Here is a 14,078-nt window from a genome sequence, read left to right as displayed (position 1 = left end):
GCGTCACCTGCCGGGGGTCGGGGAGGTCTTCGCGGGCTTGTGCGGCCGGGCGGCCGGGGTGCGGTGTCTGGGCGGGGCGGGCGCCTGGTTCTGCGCCGCCGGCAGCGGCGACGGCTCGGCGGCCTCGGCCGGCGAGGGCTCGCCCGCGGGGGTGGGGACGCCCTTGACGGTGCCGTCGGGACCGAGGAAGACGGGGTTGCCGCCGGGGACCATGCCGAGGTCGCCGGCCCGGCGGGCCAGGGCGTCGGGGGCGGACAGATCGTCGACGTCCCGCTGGAGCGCCTGCTGCTCGTCGGTGAGCTCGGTGGTCTGTCTGCGGTACTCGCTGAGCTTGAACGAGCCCGCGTTGAGGGCGGAGTTCAGCACCAGGAGGGTGATCAGGCCGCCGCCGAGCAGCGCGACGACGAGGAGGACGAACGGGGTACGGGCGGCGCTGTTCGGGCCCTGCGCCGGCATCAGCCTGCCGAGCCGCGCGGCCGTGCCGCGCAGCTGCCTGGCCGGTTTGCTCACACGTCCTCCCTGATCCGCTGGACCCCTCGGAACCGGGCGGGGGCCGCGCGCCGGTTCTCGGCGACCTCCTCCTCCGTGGGGAGTTCGGCGCCGCGGGTGAGGAGCTTGAGCCGCGGCTGGTAACGCTCGGGCACCACCGGCAGTCCGGGCGGCGCGGTGTTGGCGGCACCGGCCGCGAACACCTGCTTGACGATGCGGTCCTCCAGGGACTGGTAGGAGAGCACCGCCACCCGGCCGCCGACGGCGATGGCCTCGACGGCCGCGGGGATCGCCCGCTCCACGCTGGCGAGTTCGCCGTTGACCTCGATGCGCAGCGCCTGGAAGGTGCGCTTGGAGGGGTTGCCGCCGGTGCGCTTGGCGGCCTGCGGCAGCGAGTCCCGGATCAGCTCGACGAGCCGGGCGCTGTTGCTGAACGGCTCCTTCTCGCGCTCGCGGACGATCGCCGAGACGATCCGCTTGGCCTGCTTCTCCTCGCCGTACGCCCGCAGGATCCGCACGAGTTCACCGGGCGGGTAGGTGTTGAGCACCTCGGCGGCGCTCATGCCTGCCGACTGGTCCATGCGCATGTCCAGGGGCGCGTCCTGCGCGTAGGCGAAGCCGCGGTCGGCCTCGTCGAGCTGCATGGAGGAGACACCGAGGTCGAACAGGACGCCCTGGACGCGCGGGACGCCGAGCCGTTCGAGCACCTCGGGGAGTTCGTCGTAGACGGCGTGGACCAGGGTGGCCCGCTCGCCGAAGGGGGCGAGGCGCTCGCCGGACAGGCGCAGGGCTTCCTTGTCGCGGTCGAGGGCGATCAGGCGCGCCTCGGGGAACCGGGTGAGCAGGGCCTCGCTGTGGCCGCCGAGTCCGAGGGTGCAGTCGACGACGACCGCACCGGGCTCGGTCAGGGCCGGGGCCAACATGTCCAAGCATCGCTGGAGCATCACCGGGACGTGTCGCTGGCTCAAAGCCGCCCTCTCAGAAATCCGGCGCACCGTCGCGCATACGGGCCGGGCCGCACCGCCGCGGGGACGGACCGCCGGCGCCGGTGAAGGGGCGCCGGCCGACCGGAGGGCGGGAGGAGGCCGAGCCGTACGTGCGCCGCGCACGCGGGTAAACGTATGGTCCGGGAGGCCGTGCTTCCCGGAAGCTTGGGTTGCGCAAACGGGGAGACCGTGTCACGCCTCCCACTTCGCGCCACTTTAGTCCACTCGTCCTTCCGGTCAATCAACCCTTCAGCGCGCCGCCGAGCACTTTTTTCACTCGTTCGGGTGAGCGGTGGTGAAGCCTGTGGGGTACCTCACAGGCGCCCGAGTTGACGGTCTTTTTCCGCCCGCAGGGCGCGACCGGGAGATCGGCGGCGGCTACCGTCGTATACATGTCGACTCCTGCGCACATACCCGCAGAGGCTCCTGCCCCCCGCCCGCACCTCACCGTCCGCGACGGCGGCACGGTGACCGACCGGCTGGTCGAGGCGAACCGCCAGTACGCCGCCGCCTTCGGCAACCCCGGCATGGACGCCCGCCCCGTCCTCCACGTCGCCGTCGTGGCCTGCATGGACGCCCGGCTCGACCTGCACGCCGCTCTCGGGCTCGAACTCGGCGACTGCCACACGATCCGCAACGCGGGCGGCGTGGTCACCGACGACGTGATCCGCTCCCTCACCATCAGCCAGCGCGCGCTCGGAACCACCAGCGTCATGCTGGTGCACCACACCGGGTGCGGCATGGAGTCGCTCACCGAGGAGTTCCGGCACGACCTGGAGGTCGAGGTGGGGCAGCGGCCGGCCTGGGCCGTCGAGTCGTTCCGCGACGCCGACCAGGACGTACGCCAGTCGATGCAGCGGGTGCGGACCTCGCCGTTCCTGCCGCACGTCGACGACGTGCGGGGCTTCGTCTTCGACGTGGCGACGGGTCTGCTGCGGGAGGTCGACCCGGTCGACTGAGCATCCCAGGAACGGAAATAGGGGGACAACTCCGTATGAATCCCCCGCGGTTGGCCTCGGGCGAGTGACACGACGCGGCAACGGCAACAAGAATGCGGCTGTGACATCGGACCGAACCCTTCGGCCGTGGTGTCCGTATGCCGGGGTGGGCCGGGCCGTTCGCTGTGCGGCGGCCCGTATGAAAGGGCCGAGGAGGGCCGGGTGACGACCTATGACGACCGAGCGAGCCTCAACGATCTGACCGCCACAGCGGAGCGAGTCCGCGAGTCGGTGGAGAGCGTGATCGAGGGCAAGCCCGAGGTCGTACGGCTTTCGCTGACCGTACTGCTCGCGGAAGGGCACCTCCTCATCGAGGACGTGCCCGGCGTGGGCAAGACCATGCTGGCCAAGACACTGGCCAGATCCATCGACTGTTCGGTGCGGCGCATCCAGTTCACGCCGGACCTGCTGCCGTCGGACATCACCGGTGTGTCGATCTACGACCAGCAGCGGCGGGACTTCGAGTTCAAGCCGGGCGCCATCTTCGCGCAGATCGTGATCGGCGACGAGATCAACCGCGCCTCGCCCAAGACCCAGTCCGCGCTCCTGGAGTCCATGGAGGAGCGGCAGGTCACCATCGACGGGCAGACCTACGAACTGCCCAGCCCCTTCATGGTGGTCGCCACCCAGAACCCGGTGGAGATGGAGGGCACCTACCCCCTCCCCGAGGCCCAGCGCGACCGGTTCATGGCCCGGGTGTCGATGGGCTACCCGAGCGCCGAGGCCGAGCTCAAGATGCTCGACGTGCACGGCGCCGTCTCCCCGCTCGACGACCTCCAGCCGGTGGCGCACGCCCACGACATCGTGAAGCTGATCGACGCGGTCCGCGGCGTGCACGTGGCCGACGCGGTACGGCGGTACGCGGTGCAGCTGGTCGGCGCGACCCGCAGCCACCCGGACCTCAGACTCGGCGCCTCGCCGCGCGCCACGCTCCATCTGCTGCGCGCCGCGAAGGCGTCCGCCGCCCTGAGCGGCCGGGAGTACGCGCTGCCCGACGACGTCCAGGCGCTCGCCGTGGCCGTCCTCGCGCACCGGCTGCTGCCCACCGCTCAGGCCCAGCTCAACCGGCGCACCGCCGAGCAGGTCGTCCTGGAGATCCTCCAGCACACGCCCGTTCCGCAGGCCGGGAACCCGGTGTACGGCCAGCGTCCGCCCGGCGCCCGGCGGCTGTGATGGCGGCGGCCGGGGAGCTCCCCGCCGACTCCGCCGACGAGCAGGCCAAGGGCGGCGTCCGCGCCGCCCTCTCCGGCCTGACCACCCGCGGCCGCTCCTTCCTCGCGGCCGGCGTGGCCGCCGCGATCTGCGCCTTCGTCCTCGGCCAGGAGGACCTGCTGCGGGTCGGACTGCTGCTCGCGGTGCTCCCGGTGGTCTGCACGGTGGTGCTCTACCGCACCCGCTACCGCGTGGCCGGCAGCCGCCGGCTCTCCCCCGGCCGGGTCCCGGCCGGGTCCGAGGCCCGCGTCCAGCTGCGGATCGACAACATCTCGCGACTGCCCACCGGCCTGCTCATGCTCCAGGACCGGGTGCCGTACGTGCTCGGGCCGCGCCCGCGCTTCGTGCTCGACCGGGTCGAGGCGGGCGGCAAGCGCGAGGTGTCCTACCGGGTCCGCTCCGACCTGCGCGGACGCTACCCGCTCGGCCCGCTCCAGCTGCGCCTCACCGACCCGTTCGGCATGTGCGAGCTGACCCGCGCCTTCAGCGCGTACGACACGCTCACCGTCATCCCGAGGACCGAACCGCTGCCGCCGGTGCGGCTCTCCGGCGAGGCCGCGGGGTACGGCGACGGGCGGCACCGCTCGCTCGCGCTCGCCGGTGAGGACGACGTCATTCCGCGCGGCTACCGGCACGGCGACGACCTGCGCCGGGTGCACTGGCGCTCCACCGCGCGCTACGGCGAGCTGATGGTGCGCCGCGAGGAGCAGCCGCAGCGGGCCAGATGCACCGTGCTGCTCGACACCCGGTCCATCGCCTACGCGGGCGCGGGCCCCGACTCGGCCTTCGAATGGGCGGTCTCGGGCGCCGCCTCCGCCCTGGTGCACATGCTCGAACGGGGCTTCTCCGTGCGGCTGTTGACCGACACCGGCACCTCGGTGCCGGGCGAGGGCTCGGGCGGCTTCGCGGGCTCCGGCCAGGACTCGACGGACGCGGCGGGCCTGATGATGGACACCCTCGCGGTCGTCGACCACTCCGACGGCGGCGGCCTCTCCCGCGCGTACGACGTGCTGCGCGGCGGCAACGAAGGGCTGCTCGTCGGCTTCTTCGGCGATCTCGACGAGGAACAGGCGGCGGTCGCCGCGAAGATGCGGCGGCGCAGCGGCTCGGCCGTCGCCTTCGTGCTCGACAGCGGCGAGTGGACGCACGGCGCACCGGAGCCCGGCCCCGTCGAGGAGTCGCTGCGGCTGCTGCGCGAGGGCGGCTGGACGGCGCTCCCGGTGCGGCCGGGCGCGGTCCTGTCCGACCTGTGGCGCACCGCGGGCCGGGAACGTACGAACACGGGAGCGGCGCCCGGTGGCGCGGCCGGCACGGCAGGGGGATGGTCATGAGCGGGCGCGGACGGCTGGCGCTGTGCGCCTACGCGGCCACGGTGATGGCGTCGTGCTCGATGCTGCCGCTGGTCGATCCCGCACTGTGGATCGTCCAGGCCGCCTTCCTGCTGGCGATCGTGAGCACGGTGGGGGCACTGGCGCGCCGGGTGCCGCTGGCCCGCCCGCTCACCGTGCTCGCCCAGGCCGCGGTGGCGCTCCTGCTGCTGACGCTGGTCTTCGCGCGGCAGCAGGCGATCGCCGGGGTGCTGCCGGGGCCCGACGCCTTCGTCCAGCTCAACGCGCTGCTCCAGCAGGGCGGTTCGGACGTCGGGCAGTACGCGATACCGGCGCCCGCGACTCCTGGCATCCGCCTGATGATGGTCGGCGGGGTACTGCTCATCGGGCTCGCGGTGGACGCGCTCGCGGTGACGTTCCGCAGTGCCGCGCCCGCGGGGCTGCCGCTGCTCGCCCTGTACTCGGTGGCCGCCGGGCTCTCGTCGGGCGGCGCGAGCTGGCTCTGGTTCGTCTTCGCGGCCGCCGGCTATCTGCTGCTCCTGCTCGCCGAGGGCCGCGACCGGCTGTCGCAGTGGGGCCGGGTCTTCAGCGGCTCGGCGCGGGCGGGCCGGCCCAAGGAGGGCCTCTTCGAGAACTCGGCGCCGCTGGCCCCGGTCCGTACCGGACGGCGCATCGGGGCGCTCGCACTCGGCATCGCGCTGGTGATCCCGGCGATGCTGCCCGCCCTGGACAGCGGCCTGCTCGGGCCCGGCGCGGGCGGCGCGGGCGGCGACGGGGTCGGCGGGACCATCTCCGCGGTCAACCCGCTGGTGTCGCTGCAGAACAGCCTCAACCAGCCCGAGGACCGCGAGGTGATGCGGTACAACACCAACGCGCAGGACACCCAGGAGATGTATCTGCGGATCGTCGCACTCGACGAGTTCGACGGGGCGTCCTGGAAGTCCTCGGAGCGCCACATCACGGACGTGCCCGATCCGCTGCCGCCGCCGGACGGGCTGAGCCCCGCGGTCGGCACCACGGAGGTCCAGACGAGCATCTCGGCGGCCGGCTGGTACGCGCAGAGCTGGCTGCCGATGCCGTTCCCCGCGACCCAGGTGAAGATCAAGGGCGACTGGCGGTTCGAGCCGGTGGGCCGGACCCTGGTGGGCGACCGCAAGCAGACGACGCGGGGCGCGCAGTACACCGTCTCCAGCCTCCAGGTGCGGCCGACGGCGGCCCAGCTGGCCCAGGCCTCGACGCCGCCCGCGAGCCTGATCAAGGAGTACACGCGCGTTCCCGACTCGCTGCCCTCGGTGGTGGGCGCGACCGCGCGGCAGGTCACGAGCGGCGCCGCCAACAACTACGAGCGGGCGGTCAAGCTCCAGGACTGGTTCGCCACCACCGGCGGCTTCACCTACAACACGCACGTCTCGTCGGGCAGCGGCACCGAGGCCATAGCCAACTTCCTCAAGGAGAAGCAGGGCTTCTGCGTCCACTTCTCCTTCTCGATGGCCGCGATGGCCCGCACCCTGGGCATTCCCGCCCGGGTCGCGGTGGGCTTCACCCCGGGTGAGCCGCGCTCGGACGGCACGATGTCGGTGGGGCTGCGCGACGCCCACGCCTGGCCGGAGCTGTACTTCGAGGGTGTGGGCTGGACGCGCTTCGAGCCGACGCCGACGCGGGGCAGCGCGCCCGACTACACCCGCCAGGAGACGCCGGCGGGCACTCCCAGCGGCCCGGCTCAGCCGGCCAGGAGCGCCCAGGCCGAGCCGTCGGCCGCGCCCTCCGCCGCCGACTCCTGCCCCCCGAGCGCTCGGCGCCTCGGCGACTGCGGCCCCAGCGCCGCGGCGGCCGTGGCGGGCCCGACGGACAGCGGCCCCTCGGCCCCGGCCCTCGTCGGTACGGTCCTGGGTGTGGCCGTGCTGCTGGTGCTGCCCTTCCTGCCGCTGCTGTGGCGCAGGCGGGTGCGGTCCCGGCGGCTCGGCTCCGGCGGCCGCACCCCGGCCGACACGGTGGCGCGGACGCTCGCCGCGTGGCAGGAGATCACCGACACGGCCTGGGACCACGGCATCCCGCCCGACGACTCCCTGACCCCCCGCAAGGCCGCGACGCGGGTGGTCCTGCTGGGCCGCCTCGACGGGGCGGCGGCGGACTCGGTCCAGCGGGCGGCGGGCGCGGTGGAGCAGGTCCTGTACGCCCCGGACCCCCGGCCCACGCCGGGCCTGGTGGACGATGTGGCCCGCGTGACGGCGGGGCTTCGGGCGGGTGCGTCGCGCGTCGAGTCGGTGCGGGCGATTCTCGCGCCGCGCTCAGCTGTCCGAGTGATCTGGGCGGTGTCGCTCCGCTGGACCCGCCTGCGCGAGGCGTCCGCGGCCCGCACCCGGGCCCTCACGGGCCGCCTCCGGCGGCGGGGCGGTGACGGAGGCTCTGCGGCGGGGGGTCTCACGGATCCGGCTTAGCCCGCGCAGTTCCCCGCGCCCCTAGGTGGGTGGACCTTGGCAGGGTGGCCAGTCACCGCGTCTTCAGCCCGTCCGGCATTTGAGGACGAGCGCCGTTCAGGCGCAAACAGGGTCTGGGGTGGAGCCCCAGGAGCCTGTACCTCAGCCCGACTCTTACCCCCGGAGGGTTTCGGGAAGGGGTGGGGTGGGGCCAATCCCCGGGGTTTGGGGCGGAGCCCCAGCAACCCCGCCTTCGGGTGCGGACCGTGCGTGGCTGGTCGCGCAGTTCCCCGCGCCCCTAGGTGGGCTAACCCCGGCAGGGTGCTGATCCCGGGCCACCCCAGCCCGTCCGGCGTTTGAGGACGAGCGCCCTTCAGGCGCGAACGGGGTCTGGGGCGGAGCCCCGGCAACCCCGCTTTCGTCTGCAGACCGTGCCCGCGTCTCGCGCAGTTCCCCGCGCCCCCAGCGGGGTCGGTCCGGGCAGCATGCCCGGCAGAGGCAACCTCAGCCCGCCCGGCGCATGCCGAGGGGCGGCCACCTCGACCGGTGGTCGCCCCTTGGTTCGGGTCGGAGCGGGGCGCCGCTAGCGCCCCTCGTCGCGACGCCGCTGCCAGCGCTGCTCGATCCGGTCCATGACGGACCGCCGCTGCCGAGCCGGCCGAGCCGCCGCGGAACCGACACCACGAGCCTGTTCACCGGGCCGCGGCGCCTTGCGCCAGCCGGTCACCGCGAGCACCGCACATCCGAGCATGACGAGGAACCCCACCACACTGATCCAGATCTGCTGCGCGACCATTCCTGCCATGAGGAGCGCGATACCCACCAGGAAGCCGGCGACCGCCTGGTAGACCCGTCGCCGGGTGTACGTACGCAGCCCGCTTCCCTCAAGCGCTGTCGCGAACTTGGGATCTTCGGCGTACAGCGCTCGCTCCATCTGCTCGAGCATGCGCTGCTCGTGCTCCGAGAGCGGCACGGAGTCCTCCTACTCGTCGGTCGCGGGGGGCGACCGGATGCGGCCCCTTCAGGATAGGCAGGGAATCGCCCCCGTGAAACCCGCCCTCTACGCCAATTCACCAGCCGGGCCGCCACGGCGGCTCGGCTGTGGAGATTCAATTCCCCAAGAGTCGATCCGTCATGCCGGACGGTGTCCCCCGATCATACGGGGCGAAGCCGCCGATCGGGGGGCCTGTGGCGTACTCCATGCGGCACAGCGCCGCTGATCAGCCCGCCGGGGAGAGCCCGTACGGGGTCAGCCGCGCTTCTCACCCAGTACGTGCAGCTGGGTGGCGACCGCGTGGAAGGCCGGCAGTTCGGCGGCGGCGGCCTCCAGCTTGAGGAGCCCGTCGAGGGCGCCCGGCTCGGTGTCCACGAGGACGCCGGGGACGAGGTCGGCGAAGACCCGTACGCCGTGCACCGCCCCGGCGGTCGCCCCGGCCGCCCCGACCAGCTCGATCAGCTGATCCGCGGTGAACCGGTGCGGGACGGGGTCGCCGGCGCCCCAGCGGCCGGCCGGGTCGGAGAGCGCGTGCCGGGCCTCGGTGAAGTGTCCGGCGAGGGCGCGCGCGAGCACCGCGCCGCCGAGCCCCGCCGCGAGCAGGCTCAGCGCGCCTTCCGGACGCAGCGCGTCCACCGCGTTGCGTACGCCTTCCGCCGGGTCCTCGACGTACTCCAGGACGCCGTGGCACAGCACCGCGTCGTAGCCGCCGCGCTCCACCACGTCGAAGAGGCCGAGCACATCGCCCTGGACGCCCTGGACCCGCTCGGCCACCCCGGCCTCGGCGGCCCTGCGCTCCAGCGCGAAGAGCGCGTTGGGGCTGGGGTCGACGACGGTGACGCGGTGGCCGAGGGCGGCCAGCGGCACCGCGAAGTTGCCGGAGCCGCCACCGGTGTCCAGGACGTCGAGGGCCTCGCGCCCGGTCGCCTTGACCCGGCGGTCGAGCGCTTCCTTGAGGACCTCCCAGACCACGGCGGTACGAAGGGAGGCGCGGGGGCGCATGGGGTCCGACACGGCAGTTGACTCCTTGGCGCGGTGCCGCCGCGGACGCGGCGTGGGAAGACGTGGGAAGTGGACGCGGGACGAGGTGACGCGGAGGGGGCGGGGCAGGGGGAACAGGGTGACGACGCGTCCACCCTATTGCCTCCCCGGTCCGCCCCCGATCAACCGCGCCCCTCCCCGCCCGCCTGCGCCGACGCCCCCTCGGCGCCCGCTTCCGGCACGCCCCGGCCCGCCGCGCGCACCGACACCGGCCCGCGCCGAAGACCTCCCTCCCCCGCACCGCCCGCGTGCACGGCTCAGCCCTGCCCCTGCCCCTCCTCCGGCTCGCGCGGCCTCGGCTGGGGCAGCACCGGCTGGAGGACGAGGAGACGCTCGACCAGGCGCAGGAACATCGCCGCGTCGCGGAGCAGATCGTCCGCGTCCCGCCTCGTGGCCGCGCCCTGGATGCCGGCTTCGGCGCGGGCCCGCCGGTCCGCCCCCGAGGCGAACAGGGCGCTCCACTCCGTCAGTTCGGGCGCTATTTCCGGGAGCACCTCCCAGGCGCTGCGGATGCGCTGCCGCCGGCGCGCGCTGGTTTCGGGGCGGCCCCGCGCGGCGAGGACGGCGGCCGCCGTGCGCAGGGCCGCCAGGTGGGCCGTCGCGTACCGCTCGTTGGGGGTGTCGAGGACCGCCGCCTCGTCGAGGCCGCCGCGCGCCTGGGCGAGCAGGTCGAGCGCGGCGGGCGGTGCGCCGGCCCGGCGCAGGACGGGGTGGACGTCGTTCGCGGCACCGTTCAGTGAGGGGGCAGGGCTGCTTGCGCGGCGCCGGGGTACAGCTGCTGCGTGGGAGCTGGCCATGACGAACCTCCTGTCGTCTGTGACGGCACTGTGGCCGTATGTGCCCATCGTGAGGGGCACCACTGACAATTACCCCCGAATCCCTCTCTGACCTGCTGCTTTGCCTCGGGCACCAGGGACGGCTATCTTTTGTACTGACCAGTCAGTTCAAAAGTGGGCCGGTGATGCGGTCCGGGGGACGCGAGAGCAGGGGGGAATGTGGACAGCCCGCACTCGGAAGCGACCGGCGCCGCGATCCGCGCCGAGGGCTTCGGACTCAAGGGGCCGCGCGGCTGGGCCTTCCGGGGCATCGCCGTCGACGCGGCCCCCGGCTCACTCGTCGCGGTCACCGGGCCATCCGGCTCCGGCCGCACCTGCCTGCTGCTCGCCCTCACCGGCCGGATGAAGCCCGCCGAGGGCTGGGCGCGGGTGGGCGGGCACCAGCTCCCCCGCAAGATGGCCGCCGTGCGGCGGATCAGCGCGCTCGGCCAGGTGCCCGGGGTCAGCGAGCTCGACCCCGCCCTCACCGTCGCCGAGCACCTGCGGGAGCGCGTGATGCTCCAGCGGCGCTACGACGGCTCGGTACGGGCGCTGCTGCGCTCCCCCGCGCGGCGCCGGGCCGAGGCCCGCGCGCTGATCGAGGAGGCGCTCGCCGCCGCGGGGCTCGACCTCGACTCGCTGCCCAAGCGGGACCGCACCTCCGTACGGGACCTGGAGCGCCTGGAGGCGCTGCGGCTCTCGGTGGCCCTCGCGATGATCCAGCGGCCCCGGCTGCTCGCGGTGGACGACACCGACATGAAGCTCTCCGACGCCGAACGCGCGGCGGCCTGGGCGCTGCTGCGGTCCCTGGCCGACGGCGGCACCACCGTGCTCGCGGTGTGCGGCGACGCGCCCGCCGAGGCGGACACCACCGTGACGACGACACAGACCGGCGCCGAGGGCGGGGCCACGAGCGGGGAGGGGGCGGCCGATGCGTTCGCCACGACTGGCAGCGCTTGAGCTGAAGCGGTTCGGCAGGGGGCGGATGCCGCGGGCCGCCCTGGTCGCGCTGCTCCTGCTGCCGCTGCTGTACGGCGCGCTGTACCTGTGTTCGTTCTGGGATCCCTACGGCCGTCTCGACCGGATACCCGTCGCCCTGGTCAACGACGACCAGGGCGCCGACGCCGCCGGGCAGAAGCTGCACGCCGGTGACGACCTCAGCGCGAAGCTGCGCGACAGCAAGACCTTCGAATGGCACGAGGTCAGCGACGCCGAGGCGCGCAGGGGCCTGGAGAAGGGCACGTACTACCTGTCCCTGACCATGCCCGCCGACTTCAGCAAGCGAATCGCGTCCAGCTCCGGCGCCTCCCCCGAGACCGGCGCGCTCCAGGTGCGGACCAACGACGCCAACAACTACATCGTCGGCTCGATCTCCCGCTCGGTCTTCTCCGAGGTGCGCGCCGCGGCCTCCACCAAGGCGTCGCGTTCGTTCCTCGACAAGATCTTCATCTCGTTCGGCGACCTCCACGACCAGACCGAGAAGGCCGCCAAGGGGGCGGGCGACCTCAAGGACGGGCTCGACAAGGCCAAGGACGGCTCCCAGCAGCTGGCCGACGGGCTCAAGGACGCCAAGGACGGCAGCGGCAAGCTGGCCGGCGGCGTCGCCAAGCTCGACACCGGCGCGGGCACCCTGGCCGGCGGCGCCCAGCAGGTCGCCGACGGCACCCAGCAACTCGCGGACCAGGTCAACGGCGTGGCGGGCCAGGTGCGTCCGTACCTCAAGGACAACGGCAAGGCGGTCGGCGACGCGGCGAAGCTCCTCGCCGACTCGATCCAGCCGGTACGCGACCAGCTCACGCACATCATCGACCTGGCACCCGCGGCGGCCGCCGGCACCCGCAAGGCCTCCCAGGACCTGGACGCCCTCTATCAGCAGCTCTGTGTGGACACGTCCACCGAGGGCCAGGTCTGTCCGAAGCTGAAGGAGGCCAAGAAGGCGATGGCCACCGGCGCGACCCTCACCGCGGACGTCAACGACCTCGTCAAGGACCAGGGGGGTGACTTCAAGAAGCTCGACAAGAGCCTCGAAGACCTCCAGACCAAGGCCCGCGGCCTGGCCGCGAAGGCGCCGCACCTCTCCAGCGACCTGGAGCAGAAGGTCGCCGCGATCAACACGCTCAACAAGGGCGCGCACGCCGTCGCCAAGGGCGCGGCCGACATCCACACGGGCCTCGGCACCGCCAAGACCGGCTCCGCCGACCTCGACACGGGCATCGGCAAGCTGAAGACGGGCGCGGGCGCCCTCGACGGCGGGATCGTCAAGCTGTCCGACGGCTCCGTCCAGCTGTCGAACGGCCTGCACGACGGCGTCGGGAAGATCCCGGACTACGACAAGCAGCAGCGCGACCAGCGCACCGAGGTGATGGCCGACCCGGTCAAACTGGCCTCGCAGGCGATGCACAAGGCGCCCAACTACGGCACCGGCTTCGCCCCGTACTTCATCCCGCTCTCCCTGTGGGTGGGCGCGATGGTGGCGTACATGCTGATCCAGCCGCTCAACCGGCGCGCTCTCGCCGCCGGTGCCTCGGCCTGGCGGATCGCGTTCGCCGGATGGCTGCCGGTGGCGGCGATCGGGGTGCTCCAGGTCGCCGCGCTGATGGCGGTGCTGCACTTCGGGCTCGGGCTCGAAATGCAGCGGACCGCCGGAACGCTGGGCTATCTGGCGCTGACCACCTGCTGCTTCGCGGCGATCGTCCAGTGGCTGAACGCCAAGTTCGGGGCGGCCGGGCGCATCCTGGTGCTCGCCGTCCTGATGCTCCAGCTGACCTCGGCGGGCGGCACCTACCCCGTCCAGACGAGCCCGGCGTTCTTCAACGCCATCCACCCCTACCTGCCCATGAGTTACGTCGTGGACGGCCTGCGCAGGCTGATCACCGGCGGCGACCTGGGCGTGGTGTGGCAGGGCTGCGCGGTCCTCACGGCGTTCACCGCGGGCGCCCTCGCCCTGACCGCGCTGTCCGCCCGGCAGAAGCAGGTGTGGTCGCTCGACCGTCTGCACCCCGAGCTGAGCCTGTGAGAATCGACGCCATGGAGAGCAGCAGCACCAGACGCCAGGCGACCCGGCAGAAGTTGTACGAGGCCGCCGTGACGCTCATCGCCGAGCAGGGTTTCTCGGCCACCACGGTGGACGAGATCGCCGAGCGGGCCGGGGTCGCCAAGGGCACGGTCTACTACAACTTCAAGAGCAAGACCGAGCTCTTCGAGGAGCTGCTGCGCCACGGCGTGGGTCTGCTGACCGCGTCCTTGCAGGCGGCGGCGGACGAGACGGACGAGCGGGGCGGCACCAGGATCGAGGCCCTGGACGCGATGATCCGGGCCGGCCTCGGCTTCATCCACCGCTACCCGGCCTTCACCCAGCTGTACGTCGCCGAGCTGTGGCGCACCAACCGCGCCTGGCAGTCGACGCTCCTGGTGGTGCGCCAGGAGGCGGTGGCCGTCGTGGAGCGGGTGCTGAGGGACGCGGTGGCGGACGGCGAACTGAGCGAGGAGATCGACATCCCGCTCACGGCGGCGGCCCTCGTCGGCATGGTCCTGGTGGCCGCGCTCGACTGGCAGGCCTTCCAGAGCGAGCGTTCCCTCGACGACGTCCACGCGGCGCTGTCAAGGCTGCTCCACGGCCGCGTGGGCGGACGCTGACGGACCCACCCCGGCGCGCGAGCGGCCGGACACCGGTCCGGGACGCGCCCCGGACAGCACGCCGGGCCGGCGTGGTTCAGTCCCCCTGAACCACGCCGGCCCGGCGCTTTCCCCCGTACGTCCCCCCGGGTCTCCCCCCGTACCCCCGTCACGTCGGGGGAG

General features: G+C 73.3%; 12 protein-coding genes. 7 read left to right on the top strand and 5 right to left on the bottom strand.

The genetic code is table 11. The features are described 5' to 3' along the window. Window positions 1–3: 3 nt before the first annotated feature. Complete coding sequence (locus tag OOJ98_RS06665; protein ID WP_267053684.1) at window positions 4–510, bottom strand: septum formation initiator; 507 nt, start codon at window positions 508–510, stop codon at window positions 4–6. After that, complete coding sequence (gene rsmH, locus OOJ98_RS06660; RefSeq protein ID WP_267053683.1) at window positions 507–1,457, bottom strand: 16S rRNA (cytosine(1402)-N(4))-methyltransferase RsmH; 951 nt, start codon at window positions 1,455–1,457, stop codon at window positions 507–509. Before rsmH ends, OOJ98_RS06665 begins: the two co-directional genes overlap by 4 nt. 410 nt (window positions 1,458–1,867) lie before the next feature. On the opposite strand from rsmH, the gene OOJ98_RS06655 reads away from it, so the two are divergent. The 4 genes from OOJ98_RS06655 (at window position 1,868) to OOJ98_RS06640 (ending at window position 7,451) form a co-directional block, all read left to right on the top strand. Continuing rightward, a complete protein-coding gene (locus OOJ98_RS06655) occupies window positions 1,868–2,434 on the top strand; it encodes a carbonic anhydrase (RefSeq protein ID WP_267053682.1) in 567 nt (188 codons plus the stop codon). Between the two features lie 201 nt (window positions 2,435–2,635). Next, complete coding sequence (locus OOJ98_RS06650; RefSeq protein WP_267053681.1) at window positions 2,636–3,646, top strand: MoxR family ATPase; 1,011 nt, start codon at window positions 2,636–2,638, stop codon at window positions 3,644–3,646. After that, complete coding sequence (locus OOJ98_RS06645; protein WP_267053680.1) at window positions 3,646–5,016, top strand: DUF58 domain-containing protein; 1,371 nt, start codon at window positions 3,646–3,648, stop codon at window positions 5,014–5,016. The genes OOJ98_RS06650 and OOJ98_RS06645 overlap by 1 nt, the downstream gene beginning before the upstream one ends. Continuing rightward, window positions 5,013–7,451, top strand: a complete 2,439-nt coding sequence (locus OOJ98_RS06640) for a DUF3488 and transglutaminase-like domain-containing protein (protein WP_267053679.1) — start codon at window positions 5,013–5,015, stop codon at window positions 7,449–7,451. Before OOJ98_RS06645 ends, OOJ98_RS06640 begins: the two co-directional genes overlap by 4 nt. A 562-nt stretch (window positions 7,452–8,013) precedes the next feature. On the opposite strand, the gene OOJ98_RS06635 is transcribed toward OOJ98_RS06640, so the two are convergent. The 3 genes from OOJ98_RS06635 to OOJ98_RS06625 form a co-directional block, all read right to left on the bottom strand. Next, window positions 8,014–8,403: a DUF3040 domain-containing protein gene (locus OOJ98_RS06635; protein WP_267053678.1), complete on the bottom strand. Its 390-nt coding sequence runs from the start codon at window positions 8,401–8,403 to the stop codon at window positions 8,014–8,016. Window positions 8,404–8,679: 276 nt separating this feature from the next. Then, window positions 8,680–9,438, bottom strand: a complete 759-nt coding sequence (locus tag OOJ98_RS06630; RefSeq protein WP_267053677.1) for a bifunctional 2-polyprenyl-6-hydroxyphenol methylase/3-demethylubiquinol 3-O-methyltransferase UbiG — start codon at window positions 9,436–9,438, stop codon at window positions 8,680–8,682. Between the two features lie 284 nt (window positions 9,439–9,722). Further along, on the bottom strand, window positions 9,723–10,262 hold the full coding sequence (locus OOJ98_RS06625) for an SAV_6107 family HEPN domain-containing protein (protein ID WP_267053676.1): 540 nt from the start codon (window positions 10,260–10,262) through the stop codon (window positions 9,723–9,725). A 198-nt stretch (window positions 10,263–10,460) separates the two neighbouring features. On the opposite strand from OOJ98_RS06625, the gene OOJ98_RS06620 reads away from it, so the two are divergent. Genes OOJ98_RS06620 through OOJ98_RS06610 form a run of 3 tightly spaced genes read left to right on the top strand, consistent with a single transcriptional unit; the run spans window position 10,461 to window position 13,916 of the window. Then, window positions 10,461–11,240 carry an ATP-binding cassette domain-containing protein gene (locus OOJ98_RS06620; RefSeq protein WP_267053675.1) on the top strand — a complete coding sequence of 260 codons (780 nt, stop codon included), beginning with the start codon at window positions 10,461–10,463 and terminating at the stop codon, window positions 11,238–11,240. Next, a complete protein-coding gene (locus tag OOJ98_RS06615) occupies window positions 11,212–13,296 on the top strand; it encodes a YhgE/Pip domain-containing protein (RefSeq protein WP_267053674.1) in 2,085 nt (694 codons plus the stop codon). The genes OOJ98_RS06620 and OOJ98_RS06615 overlap by 29 nt, the downstream gene beginning before the upstream one ends. Before the next feature lie 11 nt (window positions 13,297–13,307). Continuing rightward, window positions 13,308–13,916 carry a TetR/AcrR family transcriptional regulator gene (locus OOJ98_RS06610; RefSeq protein ID WP_267053673.1) on the top strand — a complete coding sequence of 203 codons (609 nt, stop codon included), beginning with the start codon at window positions 13,308–13,310 and terminating at the stop codon, window positions 13,914–13,916. Window positions 13,917–14,078: the final 162 nt, after the last annotated feature.

The sequence above is a fragment of the Streptomyces sp. NBC_00083 genome (assembly GCF_026343295.1).
Classification (GTDB): Bacteria; Actinomycetota; Actinomycetes; order Streptomycetales; family Streptomycetaceae; genus Streptomyces.
The sequence above is the reverse complement of the archived record's forward strand: the minus strand, read 5'-3'. Positions and strand labels throughout refer to the sequence as shown.